The organism is Bacteroidales bacterium, assembly GCA_026418905.1.
Classification (GTDB): Bacteria; Bacteroidota; Bacteroidia; order Bacteroidales; family DTU049; genus JAOAAK01.
The window spans coordinates 19,822-33,026 of record JAOAAK010000020.1; the positions used below are offsets into that span (position 1 = coordinate 19,822).

Sequence of the window (13,205 nt, forward strand, 5' to 3'; positions counted from 1 at the left end):
AAAAAAGCAGCCCGAAGGCTGCTTTAATTATTGTTGGGAGCTATCTTGTTGCCCTGGCCGGGCAATGGATTCACGCATAGTTGTATCCGCTTGAATGTTTTTAAGACGATAATAATCCATAATGCCAAGATTGCCCGTTCTGAAAGCTTCTGCGATGGCTTTCGGAATCTCAGCTTCGGCTTCGATCACCTTGGCACGTGCACGTTGTGCTTCTGCTTTCATTTCTTGCTCAAGGGCAACTGCCATAGCTCTACGCTCTTCTGCTTTAGCTTGAGCAATATTCTTATCTGCTTGAGCTTGATCCATCTGAAGAATAGCTCCAATGTTCTTACCTACATTAATGTCTGCAATATCAATGGAGAGAATCTCGAAAGCCGTTCCAGCATCAAGTCCACGAGCTAGAACTACCTTGGATATTTTATCCGGATTCTCCATCACTTCTTTATGGTTTTCACTGCTACCAATAGCTGTAACTATACCTTCACCAACCCGGGCAATGATGGTTTCCTCACCAGCCCCACCAACCAGCTGTTTAATATTGGCACGTACAGTAATTCGAGCAAAAACTATCAACTGAATACCATCCTTTGCCACCGCCGTCACCGCTGGAGTACTGATCACTTTTGGATTTACACTCATCTGCACTGCTTCAAAAACATCACGACCCGCCAAATCAATAGCAGCAGCAGCCTTAAAATCAAGTGGAATATTTGCTTTATCCGCTGATATAAGAGCTCGAACCACATTCTTAACACGACCCCCCGCCAGGTAATGAGCCTCTAGTTCATCTCTATTTAATTTAATCCCAGCCTTCCACGACGTAATCATGGCATCCACAATTACACGAGGTGGCACTTTACGCCATCTCATTAAAATAAGCTGAATCAGAGAAATTCGAACACCAGAAATTAAAGCATTGAACCACAGCCCAATAGGAATTAAATAAAAAAACAACCACAACAACACCAGAATTCCCAGAATCATCAAAAGAATGGGACCAGTTTCAGATTTCAATAAAATGAATAAAACTTCCATTTTTTACTCTTTTTTTAATGGTTCTACATAAATTTTATATCCTTCAATCTTGACAATCTTAACAGAAACATTTTTTTCAACAAACTCGCCAGAGGAGTGAACTTCCATGATTTCATTACGAATTAGAGCTTTACCAGAAGGAGTTAATTTCGAAACCGTAACACCAATGTCTCCCACCTCGACAACATTGTTAACCTCATTAACTTTGCTGTCAATAGCATTATTCAAAGCAATTCTATTCCACGTTTTTGATTTCATGACAAAATACATAAGTACAACAAAAGCCACAAGTGTAGAAATCAGCGTAATATGGCCAGCTTCAGTTCCGTATACTTTATAAGACTGATAAACACCAATTAAAATCGATATAGCACCTAGTATACCTGCTACAAAACCTGGCAAAATCAAAAATTCCAGAATGAGCAACAACATCCCAAGTACGATCAAAAAAATGATAGCCGTCCATGTCATGATCATTCAATTTTAGAACTGAGGTTACATGATCTTAATTCTTCTTGATATTGACTTAGCAACTCAGGCGAACCTGTTTTTAAGATGCATGTACCTCTCAAATGAGTGATTAAAGTAATTTGATATGCTTGTTCCTCCGAAAATTCAAAAATACTCATCAAACATTCTAAGACATATTCAAACGTATTGACGTTGTCATTGATTAGATATAATGATCTGATCGCTTCTTTATCTTGATTTTGTTCGAGCTTTTTTCTTTTTTCAATTACCACGTTTCGAAATTGTTTTACAAAAATAAAACTTTTTACTTAATCAAAAAAAATTTATAAAAGATATTGTTTTAATATATTCAAAGTATTATTTTCGTATAAATCTATACGTAATGGTTCCTCTTTGAATTTCGGGTGCATCTTCGTCTTTGTTAAATCTGGCCTTAAGTGCTGCCTCCTTAGCAAGATCCCAAAGAGGACCTGGTTTTGCTGTTGTTCCCACTGCACCAGGTTCTGCACGAGTAACGTTACCATCTCTGTCAACCCATATAGTAACAACCACAATCCCCTGTTCTTCCTCATCATAGGACGGTAATGGTAAATTTCTTACACTCCTGCCAACCAGAGAATACGAAGGACCGGTTCCGCCTCCAGTACCAGTTCCTACTCCCCCACCTGCTCCACCACCACTTCCTGGTCCGCTTCCAGTACCACCACCTCCGCCATTACTCCCTTTTCCGCTACCTTTTCCTTGTCCCCAAGCATAATTTTTCAAACGTTCATCAATCTGGGTGTTTTGCTGATTTTCTTGTGAAGTAGATTGTGATGTTGGATTGCTAACATTATTTTCTTCCACTCGCTCAGTCGTGGTAGGTTGTCGATTTTCAGGAACAACATAATCTACAGGTTCGGTATTTTGCGTCAAAATTTGTTCGAGTGGTTTTGGATTCGAGGGAAGTTTATATTCCTCCGGATTATCAATAGCTGTCGAACTACTTTCACTTCCTCCACCACCTCCCCCTCCTACTTCGATCACTACCCCTTGCTCCTCGGGTAATGGCAAAGGAGTTCTGAAAGCCATTAAGAAAAGGAGCACTATGATCAACACTGTTATAAGTGCTGTCAAACCTGCCGACTTATATTGCTCGCTCGACATTTTCATGGTTTATCAGGTCTGGTTGCTAATATTACCTTATGGGTTGTATTATTTACTTTATTAATGTTGTTGACTATATCAATCACGTTGACAGCAAACTGAATAGGTACAGTTGCATCAGTTCTGAGAACCACGGAGGCATCCGTTTGCCCAGCAAGAGCGTTGACAATTCCACTTTTCAAACCTTTTTCATCCACTGGAATATTTTCGATATAATATTGATATTTTGCATCGATATACACATTTACAGCTCGTTTAGGTGCCATAACTCGTTCACTTTTACTGCTTGGCAGCAAAAGTTTAATTGCATTAGGGCTAATTAAAGTAGAAGTCAACATAAAAAAAATCAATAACAGAAAAACTAAATCACTCATAGAAGCGCTATTTACGTCAATCCCTCTTCTGTTTCGCATACGCAGATTCATAGGCACTACATTTTATTATGAAATAGGTTCATTTAATATATCCATAAATTCTGTAGCACGAGCTTCCAAGATAAAAACAATTTTTTCAATTCTTCCCACAATTATATTGTAAGCCAAGCTTGCTAGAATGCCCACAATAAGACCACCTACAGTTGTCACCATAGCTTCATAGATACCTCCCGAAAGCATGGAAATGTCGATGTTGTTTCCAGATTTTGAAAGGTTATAGAAAGCATTTATCATGCCTGTAACCGTACCCAAAAAGCCAATGGAAGGAGCCACACTGGCAATTGTTGAGAGAAAAGCTACGCTTTTTTCTAGCTTAGCTACTTCTAGTTTTCCCACATTTTCAATAGCTGCAGCAATATCTTCAAGGGGCCTTCCGATGCGAGAAACCCCTTTTTCTATCATCCGAGAAAGAGGTGTGTTACTAGCACGACACATGGCAAGAGCGGTATCTATTTTCCCATCTTTAATAAATTGCTTAATGTTCATCATAAATCCCTGATCTTCTTTACCTGCTTTATTGGTTACAAAGTACCTTTCAAAGAATATATACAAAACCAAAATTAGCAAAATACCTAGTACGATCATGATCGGCCCTCCCTTGAGGGTCAACTCCCAATACGAAAGGGTATCATACCCCTGTGAAGTTTGAACAACATTAGCGGTATCACTTACCACATTGTTTGTCTTATTTACCACAACATCTAGAAGAACTAGCAGATTCATAATTTTTGAAATTTACACAAAAATAACAGTTTATTTGATAACGATTTTTTTATGAAAATTATTTTTTTCGTGTTTTGTTGTTTTTTTAAAAAAAATTATATATTTGCACTGCAAAACGGTCCGGTAGTTCAGTTGGTTAGAATGCATGCCTGTCACGCATGAGGTCGCGGGTTCGAGCCCCGTCCGGACCGCTTAAATTTTTTAAAGCTTTCCTTCTTGTAATTTTTCGTTTTTCTCAACAACCTCTTTTTCAAGTTTCTCTTTGTAAGCAATGATTTTTTGTTGAATTTCAGAATCGGAAACACCAAGTATTTGAGTTGCTAAAATGGCAGCATTTTTAGCATTGTTCAAAGCCACGGTTGCAACTGGTATTCCGCTTGGCATCTGAAGAATAGAAAGCACAGAATCCCATCCATCCATAGAAATGCTCGACTTAATAGGTACACCTATTACAGGCAAAGGTGTAAGCGCAGCAATAACACCTGGTAAATGTGCAGCTCCTCCTGCTCCAGCGATAATCACTCCAATACCTCTTTTATGGGCATCGGATGCAAATTCGAAAAGTCGCTTTGGCGCTCGATGTGCCGAAAGAATTTGCAATTCGTAAGGAATACCAAAATTTTCCAACATTTCTGCTGCTTGTCTCATGATCGACAAATCTGAATCTGAACCCATTAAAATGCTAACTTTCTTACCCATAAGCGTAAAATTTTGCTCAAATGTAAAAAAAATAATAAATATGTTTTACACAAAATCCTTTTGTGTTGTTGTTGTTTAAAATAAAAGTTACTATACTGATTCATATTTAATGCCTTTACCCTATATCATAAATCTTAAAAAAAAATCATCACATTTTATTGTTCGTATCGCTCTTAATATTTTTCTGAAAAAAAAGAAAGTTATCTACTACTTGAAATTCAAATCTGATAACATAAGGTTTATCTTTGGCATGGTTATATTCTGCAAAAATCAAAATATTGCCATCAGAATATAAGATGTCAAATATGGACTCTTAAACCTGAATTAAAAGAAGATCAGATAGTTACTTTTGAATTAGGGGGAACGTCCGTTGTTATCCATGTGTTTCCTCCAATGATAGAATTTTGACCAATTCGAACTCTTCCCAAAATAGTAGCATTAGCATAAATGATGACATTGTCTTCTACTATGGGGTGGCGAGGTATACCTTTGACAGGATTTCCATTTTCATCCAAAGGAAAGCTTTTAGCACCTAATGTTACACCTTGGTATATTTTGACATTTTCACCTATTATCGTTGTCTCACCTATTACAATACCAGTGCCATGATCCATAGCAAAATATGGTCCTATCGTTGCACCTGGGTGTATATCAATTCCAGTTTTGGAATGAGCAAGTTCGGTCATCATTCGTGGGAGAATAGGAACATTCTGGACGTACAGTTGATGTGCTATCCTATAATGCATCATGGCAAGGAAACCTGGATAGCATAGGATAACCTCTCCATGATTTTTAGCAGCTGGGTCACCAAGAAAAGTTGCATGTGCATCTGTTATAAGCATTTCCTTAATAGTAGGCAGAGAATCCAAAAAAACCTCAACTTCCATCAATAATTTTGAAAAAAGTTTTTCATCATACTCGTCATTATTTAAGCCGTGATCATCACACCCATAACAAAATGATTTCTTAAGTAAGACCATCAGATTGCTTTTGGCTTCAAGTAACTTCGACAACAAAAAATCATTCAAAGCAACGGATTTTACAATATCTGTCGAAAAATAAGTAGGAAAAAGGATTTGTTTGCAGGTGCTGACAAATTCATCAACTTCTTTCCATTGTGGGAATATACCCGATGAACACTTTTGAATAAAAGGATATGTACTATCTATTCGATTAAGCTTCTTTATCAGCTGCTGCAAGTAGTTCATCTAATTTCACTTTTTCAGCAATTTCGTTATCAACTAGGATTCTACCACAATATTCACAAATCATTATTTTTTTATGCATGTTAATTTCCAATTGTCTTTGAGGTGGTATCTTGTTAAAACACCCACCACAAGCATCTCTTTCAATTTTCACAACTGCCAATCCATTTTTTACGCTCGAACGAATTCGTTGGTATGCTATTTTATATCTGTCGTCAAGATTATCCCATGCTTTTTCTCTAAGTTCGAGCAAAAATTTTTCTTCTTTTTCTGTTTCTTTGATAATTTCTTGTAGTTCTGCTTCTTTTTCCACAAGAATTTCTTCTTTCGAGGCTATTTCTTTTTTAACCTCTTCTATTTCAAATTTTATTTGTTCAATTCTAGACTTTGCTTCGCGAATATGTTTTTCGAAAAGTTCAATCTCCAGTTGCTGATATTCAATTTCCTTCGAAATAGATTCATACTCCCTGTTATTGCGTATTTTTTTTAGATCTTCATTATATTTCTCAATTAACAGTCGAGATTGTTCAATAGATTGCTTGTTATGATTGATGAATTTTTCTTTTTCAGAGATTTCTTCAATAAAATTATTTAATCTTGTTTTTAGACCATCAATGCTATCCCGAAGATCTTGAACTTCCAGAGGTAACTCGCCTCGAATGATTCGTATTTTATCAATCTGGGTATCTATATTTTGAAGAGTATACAAAGCAACAAGTTTGTTGATAACAGCTTTTTCAACTGGATCCTGAATAACTTGTTCAGTCTTTTTAATCTCTGCTGATGATAACGTATCCAATGTTGCTTTCTTTTCTTTTTCTTTTTTATCTTTGGAAGAAGTTTTTGTAGATTTTTTCGATGTAGCCATAATTGTACATTAAAAATATTGAACTTTGTTTTGTTTCTTATACATTTTTACGTTTGCAAAATTAGAGAATTTGGAAATTAAATTAAACAATTTTTTCAATCCAACATATTCCATTTCATAGTGACCTGCATCAATTAACCAAATTTTTTCGTAAGCATCAATAAAATCATGATATCTAATATCTGATGTGATGAATGCATCGGCGCCTAGCTTCAATGCTTGCCTAAGCAAACCTATGCCTGATCCACCACAAAGAGCAACTTTATGAATACGAGAAGAATTACCAACAACAAAACGTAAAATGGGCATGTCAAACACATCTTTTACCTTTTTTAATAATTCCTCTGGAGGTAATGGAACAGGAAGCATTCCTGCAACTCCTAAGCCTACCTGTGGCCAGTTATTTTCGAGTGGGTAGATGTCGTATGCAACTTCTTCATACGGATGCGCAGCAAATAGTGCCTCAAGAATTTTATCTTCAAGATCAACAGGATAAATCGTTTCAACTCTAGTCTCAGGTTCTTTATGGAGCTGACCTTTGTTTCCGACAAAAGGATTGGTTTGTTCGTTACCTCTGAATGTCCCGTAACCTTCGACGTTGTAACTACATGAGTCATAATTTCCTATGACTCCTGCTCCAGCTTTAAAAATAGCCTCTCTGACTTTTTCGACGTAATCATGTGGACAAAAAGTGACGAGTTTGCGCAATTTCTTTCTTTCAGGCTCTAAAATTTGAACATTCTCCAAACCAAGAGCTTCTGCAATGGAAAAATTTACTCCATATCGACTCTTATCCAGATTTGTATGGAGGGTAAAAACGCAGATTTGATGTGTTATGCAATATGAAATAATTTTTCCATACTCCGACTCAAGAGGAATGTTCCTGAGAGGATGAAAAAACAAAGGATGATGTGAAATCACCAAATTTGCATCATTTTCATGAGCAAATTGCAATACATTCATGTCTACATCTACACATAAAACCACTCCTTTGAGTTCAAGAGAAGTATCGCCTATCTGTAGACCCGAGTTATCGTAATTTTCTTGCCAACTGACAGGAATGAATTGTTCAAGATTGATTAAAAATTCTTTAATCGTAAATTTCATGACATTTCTTAATTTTGCTTTTACAAAAATATGTTTTATGAAAAAATCTGGTTTTATTTTGACATGTGTAGTCATTTTTAGTTTGAACTCACAAGTTTTTTATTCAGGTTTTGAATCATGGACTGGTGGAATTCCTGATCAGTGGAATGGAGTTCAGACAAACATCGGAAGTGCTAACATTATTCAAGTTACATCCGGAGCCTTGGAAGGTAATTTTGCTGTTAAGCTTGTCAATTCTTCGAGCACACATAAAAGGTTTACAACCAAGTCACTTTCGATCAATGCAGGAGAAACATATAAAATCACTTTCTATGCAAGAGGGGGTGGAGATGTGCGTGTGGGTTTATACGATGGCAATGCTTCGCAAAATCAATATTCTTCTTACACAACATTAAACAATGCTAGTAACTGGACAAAAATAACAGCCATGCTCACGGCTGATACTACGTCTACTGTAGCTGAATTTATCATCTCTGTGAGAAATACCAATAATTCTCTCGGTGACATTCAAGTTGACTCTTTCTACGTTCAAGTAGCAAATGCTCCAGAAGTTTCTGTTCAAAACATTCAATATACAACAAATACTTCAGGAAGTAGCCCTTATGCAGGTCAAGTAGTTAAAACTCGAGGAGTAGTAACTGCCGTATATCCAACTAAAGGATATTGGATTCAAAATGGCTCAGGTCCTTATTCTGGCTTGTATATTTATGATCCTAATCATTCACCTACTTTAGGGGACAGCATCGAAATCGTAGGACTGGTAGAAGAATATTACGATCTGACTGAAATGAAAAATATTTCTATTTACCAAGTCCTTAGTTCTGGTAATTCTCTGAAATACACTAATATTACACCTGCACAAGGTAACACTGAAGCTTTTGAATCTGTCCTCGTTCAACTCAATAACGTTGTATGTATTAATACCAATGCTGGTTATGGCATGTGGACTGTAGGCGATGGAATGGACACACTTCTAGTCGATGACGTTCTTTATGCTTTTTCTCCCTCTCTAAATGCTCATTATAATATTAAAGGAGTTATATACTACAGTTATTCTCAGTATAAAGTTTTACCACGCTTCGATACAGATATACAACAAATTACCACAAGTATTCAAGAATATGAAGACATTGCCGTGTATCCAAATCCTTTTTCAAGCTATCTTTACTTACAGGGACTTTATGGTACTCTTTCAATTTACAACTTAGCAGGCAAACTCATGCACGAAGAAATTATATCAAATCCACAAATAGACCTCAATCACTTAAAACCAGCCATTTATATTGTAAAAATCAAAAATAACAATGAAGTACATAATTTTGTAATCGTAAAAGAATAGATTTTCAAAGTATGTCTTTTTTTAGTTTAATCACTAAAAAATACTTCTGGAAGCATACTTTGCTTATGCTTTTTATTACTTTCATACTTGTTTTATTAATCCAAATTTTCTTACGTTTCATTACATTTCACGGAGAAAAACTTGAAGTTCCTGATTTTACGGGAATGAATATCGTTGAACTTCAAGTCAATAAAGAATTTAGGCATTTTCAATTTGAGGTGATAGATTCCGTCTATAATAACGATAAAAATCCTGGAACAGTTGTTTCGCAAATTCCTTCACCGGGCTCATTCGTAAAAAAGGGACGCAAAATATATCTTACCATTATTTCTTTTTCGCCTGAAATGACAAAGATGCCCAATCTGATTGATTTATCCTTGCGAGAATCACAAGCTATTTTAAAAACTTACGGTCTTAAAATAGGTAAAATAGAATATGTACCTGATATTGGCAGAACAGTCATTCGAGCTAAGTATAAGGGAAACGTCATTGCATGGGGAGCTCCCATTCCCAAAGGTTCAAAAGTTGATTTGGTAGTAGGAAACGGAAGTAGAAGTGTGGATTCTGAGGAAGAAATCATTGTTCCCAAACTAATCGGTCTATCAAGAACAAAAGCACTCGAAAAAATTAGTTCATGTGGCCTCAGTGTGGGAAAAGAAGTTTTCCTGAACAATGAAATTAAAAACGACGATCAATATCGTGTGGTAAAACAAAAACCCGGACAATCTCAAAAAGTCGACTATGGAACAGAAATTGACCTTTGGTATGAATAGTAAATTCTTTCCTCTACTTCTTTTGCTTACGATTTCTTTTTCAATGATTTCTCAAGAAATAATTTCATCTTGTCATGTTTTCCCACCCCATTCATTCTGTTCTTCAACTAAATCTAATCCGATTAAATTGCCTTTTTATGAAGATTTTTCCAGTACTTATGGAAACGTTGATTCTTCCAAATTCTCTGCTAGCACCAGCTTTGTGAACAGAACTTTTGCCATTAATCCTCCAACTGTTGGAACTTTACTTTTTGATGCTTTAAATGAAAGAGGCGAAATATACGCTCACGGGAACACTTATCACTTCTTAGCCGATTCGCTACTTTCCAGACCCATACGACTTGATTCCATTTTTATTGGAATTCCTCACAAGACAACGCCTGCCGATAGTATTTATTTTAGTTTTTTCTATCAGCCACAAGGGATTGGTGAAGCCCCTGATCAAAATGATTCATTAATACTTGAATTTTTCAATCCAACGCTTAACACATGGAATAGAGTATGGGCTTCAGCGGGACGATCTTTTCAACAATTCATTCAAGAATATCCTACTGGCTGGGCATATGTGATAATTCCTATCATTGACACTACATATTACCGCCATAATTTTCAATTTAAATTTAAAAATTATGCTAGTTACGCTAACAATCAATTTCCTACATGGTCAAGCAACGGTGACTATTGGCTTATTGACGCTATTTATTTGAACTCTCAACGAACCATACATGACTCCTTACCAGCTGATTTGGCTTTTAAAACTGACATGATTACCATCCTCAAAGATTATACGTCTATGCCATGGAATCAATTCTTGAATTCCCCAAGTGCAATAAAAACATCTATTTCCCTACCCTACAAAAATCACTCTTCACAAATTCTTAATGTATCAGAACTCATCAAGGCAAAAGAACTTTCCGGAAATGGAACCAATTTCATATCCCCTTTACTCGCCAACAATCTTTTTCCATACAAAGATACTGCTTTTTATCGTCAACCCATTCCTTTTACTCTAAGTTCTACTAAAACAAAAAATGTTGATTTTAAGATTCAATTTTGCATTAATACCAATACCATTGCAGATTCATTCCAATCCAATGATACCATTACCATATACCAACGATTTTATAATTTTTTTGCTATTGATGATGGAAGTGCCGAAGCTGGTTATGGTCTTTCGGTTGCCAATGGAGAGTTCACCCTACAATTTACTTTATACAAGCCTGACACTTTGAGGGCAATTTTACTGTTTTTTAATCCAGTCTTTTTTGAACCGTCTGAAATACCATTTTTTGATCTTGTTATTCGTAAGGATGAAAATGGTTTTCCAGGAAATATTATATATCAAAAAACTTATCTTGAACCAATTTACGATGGATACCAATACATCAATTATGTTCTGGACGAACCGGTTGTTATTCAAGGAAAAATATACATTGGAATACGACAACACTTAGATGAATCGATTAACATAGGATTTGATCTCAACACGCCAAACAATAATCGTTTATTTTTCAATGTAAATGGTACATGGTATAACTCTCTTTATAATGGTGTTCCCATGATTAGAGCTGTTGTTGGTCAAAGTTCTGAACCTTATGTCTCTTCCAATGTTCTCGAATCGCAACCTCTTTTATTTCCTCACCCTTGTCCAAGAGGTAATTACCTTTTTCTGAACCTGCAGGAACCAACCAAAATTTTCTTATACAATCTGGATGGAAAATTACTTTACGAATCAACTTCTTGTGAAAATAAAGTTTTTATACCTACAGAAATGACACCTGGATTTTATTTGATGAAAATTAAGACTTCTTCTGCTGAATATTATCAACAGATTATCATTCAATGAACGATCTAACATTAACAACAGAAAATCTTGCTGATAGCGAAGATTTTACGAGCGATTTGTATGAACATTATCGCATAGTGGTAGATCCTGGTCAAGAGCCTTTTCGAATCGATAAATATTTAACTCAAAGACTTCCTTACGTTAGTCGTAGCAAGATTCAGCACGCCATTAAGGCTGAAGCTATACTTGTCAATGATCATCCTATCAAATCTAATTATCTCGTTAAACCCCACGATGTTATCAGAGTTCTATTACCTCGCCCACCTGTCGATATAAAAATTTTTCCTCAAAATATACCTATCGATATGATATATGAAGATCGATGGTTGATCATTGTTAATAAAAAACCAGGTATGGTCGTCCATCCAGGCTATAATAATTACGATCAAACACTACTTCATGCCTTGCTCTATCATTTTGAACAACATGGAGAAACCCATGCACAACCCTATCTCGTGCATCGTATTGATAAGGATACTTCAGGATTAATAGTTGTAGCTAAAGATGAATATGTTCAGACTCATCTGGCGAGACAGTTTTTTGAACACAGCATTCAGCGCAAATACATTGCACTTATTTGGGGCAATATCGATACAAACGAAGGAGTTATTGAAGGTTATTTAAGTCGTAACCCTAAAGATAGAAGAAAAATCATCCTTCATGCAGACGAAAACAAAGGAAAGTATTCAAAAACATTTTTTCGCGTGCTGGAACGTTTTGATTTTATGACTTTAGTCGAGTGCCAACTTGCTACAGGCAGAACACATCAAATTCGAGCTCATTTCGCATCAATTAAACATCCCCTGTTTGGAGATCCTCTGTACGGAGGTAATGAGATTATTATCCATAGCACACGACCAAAATTCAAACAATTTATATCGAATTTGTTTTCGTTTTTTCCACGACAGGCTTTACATGCTAAGGAATTAGGTTTTTTTCACCCTATCTTAAATCAAAACCTTCTGTTTAGCTCCAGTTTACCTCCTGATTTTCAAATGTTGATTAACAAGATCCATGCATACATAAACACCTAAAACATGTATCAATTTTTTTAATAACAACAATCATTTGTTTTTTTTAAAAAAGATTTCAAATAATTTTTGCGAATATCATAGTTTTGTAGAAACGACAGGATTATGAAAATTTCTCATATTGAACACATAGGGATTGCCGTTAAAAACCTCGAAGAGAGTATCAAGTTTTATGAAAATTTATTAGGCATAACTTGTTACGCCATAGAAGAGGTTGCTGACCAGAAAGTTAAAACAGCTTTTTTCTTAGTGGGGCAAACAAAAATTGAATTACTTGAAAGCACCGACCCCGATGGACCTATTGCTAAATTTATCGAAAAAAAAGGCGAAGGCATTCACCATATTGCATTTGCTACTGATGAAATTGAAAATCAATTACAAAGGTTAAAAGAGACTGGAATTGTACTTATTGATGAAAAACCAAGGAAAGGCGCTGAAAACCTCGATATTGCTTTTTTACATCCCAAATCAACAGGTGGTGTTTTGATAGAACTGTGTGAAAATAAGAACAAAAACAAGTAAAATCAT

General features: G+C 35.8%; 15 protein-coding genes and 1 tRNA gene. 6 read left to right on the plus strand and 10 right to left on the minus strand.

Annotation, left to right across the window (positions count from 1 at the left end):
* Positions 1 to 27: 27 nt before the first annotated feature.
* From floA to N2Z72_04255, 6 genes are all read right to left on the minus strand, one after another.
* Positions 28 to 1,035 (minus strand): flotillin-like protein FloA, encoded by a 1,008-nt coding sequence (gene floA / locus N2Z72_04230; GenBank protein ID MCX7696886.1) that lies wholly within the window; start codon positions 1,033 to 1,035, stop codon positions 28 to 30.
* A 3-nt stretch (positions 1,036 to 1,038) separates the two neighbouring features.
* Entirely contained in the window at positions 1,039 to 1,506 is a 468-nt protein-coding gene (locus N2Z72_04235) for a hypothetical protein (GenBank protein MCX7696887.1), read from the minus strand.
* A 2-nt stretch (positions 1,507 to 1,508) separates the two neighbouring features.
* Positions 1,509 to 1,778, minus strand: a complete 270-nt coding sequence (locus tag N2Z72_04240) for an ATP-dependent Clp protease adaptor ClpS (protein ID MCX7696888.1) — start codon at positions 1,776 to 1,778, stop codon at positions 1,509 to 1,511.
* An 85-nt stretch (positions 1,779 to 1,863) separates the two neighbouring features.
* The gene (locus N2Z72_04245) at positions 1,864 to 2,658 is read right to left on the minus strand and encodes an energy transducer TonB (GenBank protein MCX7696889.1); all 795 of its coding nucleotides are present in this window, start codon (positions 2,656 to 2,658) and stop codon (positions 1,864 to 1,866) included.
* Complete coding sequence (locus tag N2Z72_04250; GenBank protein MCX7696890.1) at positions 2,655 to 3,077, minus strand: biopolymer transporter ExbD; 423 nt, start codon at positions 3,075 to 3,077, stop codon at positions 2,655 to 2,657. The genes N2Z72_04245 and N2Z72_04250 overlap by 4 nt, the downstream gene beginning before the upstream one ends.
* Before the next feature lie 15 nt (positions 3,078 to 3,092).
* Positions 3,093 to 3,809: a MotA/TolQ/ExbB proton channel family protein gene (locus N2Z72_04255; GenBank protein MCX7696891.1), complete on the minus strand. Its 717-nt coding sequence runs from the start codon at positions 3,807 to 3,809 to the stop codon at positions 3,093 to 3,095.
* Positions 3,810 to 3,926: 117 nt separating this feature from the next.
* On the opposite strand from N2Z72_04255, the gene N2Z72_04260 reads away from it, so the two are divergent.
* A tRNA-Asp gene (locus tag N2Z72_04260) sits at positions 3,927 to 4,000 on the plus strand.
* 10 nt (positions 4,001 to 4,010) lie between these two features.
* On the opposite strand, the gene purE is transcribed toward N2Z72_04260, so the two are convergent.
* From purE to N2Z72_04280, 4 genes are all read right to left on the minus strand, one after another.
* Positions 4,011 to 4,508: a 5-(carboxyamino)imidazole ribonucleotide mutase gene (purE, locus tag N2Z72_04265; protein MCX7696892.1), complete on the minus strand. Its 498-nt coding sequence runs from the start codon at positions 4,506 to 4,508 to the stop codon at positions 4,011 to 4,013.
* Positions 4,509 to 4,843: 335 nt separating this feature from the next.
* The gene (locus tag N2Z72_04270; GenBank protein ID MCX7696893.1) at positions 4,844 to 5,716 is read right to left on the minus strand and encodes a serine acetyltransferase; all 873 of its coding nucleotides are present in this window, start codon (positions 5,714 to 5,716) and stop codon (positions 4,844 to 4,846) included.
* Positions 5,682 to 6,581 carry a C4-type zinc ribbon domain-containing protein gene (locus tag N2Z72_04275; protein ID MCX7696894.1) on the minus strand — a complete coding sequence of 300 codons (900 nt, stop codon included), beginning with the start codon at positions 6,579 to 6,581 and terminating at the stop codon, positions 5,682 to 5,684. The genes N2Z72_04270 and N2Z72_04275 overlap by 35 nt, the downstream gene beginning before the upstream one ends.
* A 9-nt stretch (positions 6,582 to 6,590) precedes the next feature.
* Positions 6,591 to 7,688: a Nif3-like dinuclear metal center hexameric protein gene (locus N2Z72_04280; protein ID MCX7696895.1), complete on the minus strand. Its 1,098-nt coding sequence runs from the start codon at positions 7,686 to 7,688 to the stop codon at positions 6,591 to 6,593.
* Positions 7,689 to 7,725: 37 nt separating this feature from the next.
* Between N2Z72_04280 and N2Z72_04285 the strand changes: the two genes are divergently transcribed.
* The 5 genes from N2Z72_04285 (at position 7,726) to mce (ending at position 13,199) form a co-directional block, all read left to right on the plus strand.
* Complete coding sequence (locus N2Z72_04285; protein MCX7696896.1) at positions 7,726 to 9,027, plus strand: T9SS type A sorting domain-containing protein; 1,302 nt, start codon at positions 7,726 to 7,728, stop codon at positions 9,025 to 9,027.
* 11 nt (positions 9,028 to 9,038) lie between these two features.
* Positions 9,039 to 9,800 carry a PASTA domain-containing protein gene (locus tag N2Z72_04290; GenBank protein ID MCX7696897.1) on the plus strand — a complete coding sequence of 254 codons (762 nt, stop codon included), beginning with the start codon at positions 9,039 to 9,041 and terminating at the stop codon, positions 9,798 to 9,800.
* Positions 9,769 to 11,646 carry a T9SS type A sorting domain-containing protein gene (locus N2Z72_04295; protein MCX7696898.1) on the plus strand — a complete coding sequence of 626 codons (1,878 nt, stop codon included), beginning with the start codon at positions 9,769 to 9,771 and terminating at the stop codon, positions 11,644 to 11,646. Before N2Z72_04290 ends, N2Z72_04295 begins: the two co-directional genes overlap by 32 nt.
* Positions 11,643 to 12,680, plus strand: a complete 1,038-nt coding sequence (locus N2Z72_04300; protein ID MCX7696899.1) for an RluA family pseudouridine synthase — start codon at positions 11,643 to 11,645, stop codon at positions 12,678 to 12,680. The genes N2Z72_04295 and N2Z72_04300 overlap by 4 nt, the downstream gene beginning before the upstream one ends.
* Before the next feature lie 102 nt (positions 12,681 to 12,782).
* The gene (gene mce, locus N2Z72_04305) at positions 12,783 to 13,199 is read left to right on the plus strand and encodes a methylmalonyl-CoA epimerase (protein ID MCX7696900.1); all 417 of its coding nucleotides are present in this window, start codon (positions 12,783 to 12,785) and stop codon (positions 13,197 to 13,199) included.
* Positions 13,200 to 13,205 lie beyond the last annotated feature (6 nt).